The organism is Candidatus Nanopusillus massiliensis (assembly GCF_920984865.1).
Genome location: NZ_OV100765.1, coordinates 588,060 through 588,703, shown reverse-complemented (window position 1 = coordinate 588,703; position 644 = coordinate 588,060). Strand labels below are relative to the sequence as shown.

Here is a 644-nt window from a genome sequence, read left to right as displayed (position 1 = left end):
GGTAATTTTGCATGTTTAGTACTTTTTCCAATTATTTTGTTTACTTCTCCTGATTTTTTAATATATCCCTTTTGTTCTCTTATTGTAGATGNNCTATCTCCAATTATTTTTCCAGTAACTCTTACTTCAATACCTAAAGCTCCAGCTTGCATTACCTGTTCCATTGCTCTTTGCATAATTCTTCTTATTGCTCTGTTTCCATATCTTTCAATTTGAGATGCAATTAAATCTGCAACAATTTCAGAATCTAATAATGGATTTTCAACTCCTACAACTTCTATATTTGGACCTTTAACATTTGCAATATTTTCTACAATTCTCTTAATTTCCTCTAAATTTTCATTTGCTCTTCCCAGAACTAATCTGGGTCTTGCGCAATATATAATNAAACTTTGTACCCATTGAAACCTTGAAATATTCAACTTTACTAATTAATTTACCTTTAAATCTATTTTTTAAAGTTTTATCTAATATTGCCTGTATTTTTTGTTCTTTTATAAGTTCTTCTATATTTTTTGACGCCATTCTTCTAATATTTGTTTAACAATTTGTTTTAAGCTTTTTCTTTTCAATTTTTTAGATGTATCTAGAGATTCTAAATATAATCCATATATTTTAATATGGGATGTTTTCTTATGAGCAAC

Annotated in this window: 1 protein-coding gene and 1 pseudogene (both cut by a window edge); both read right to left on the bottom strand. The window is 27.1% G+C overall.

The genetic code is table 11. The features are described 5' to 3' along the window. Positions 1-422, bottom strand: a pseudogene (locus LUA84_RS03780) (hypothetical protein) (its annotated part extends 145 nt beyond the left edge of the window); the annotation flags it as partial. Between the two features lie 84 nt (positions 423-506). After that, positions 507-644 carry the 3' end of an uL22 family ribosomal protein gene (locus tag LUA84_RS03775; RefSeq protein WP_231434508.1) on the bottom strand. The gene runs 438 nt beyond the window's last position, so the window shows 138 of its 576 coding nt (coding positions 439-576); its start codon lies beyond the right edge, outside the window; the stop codon is at positions 507-509.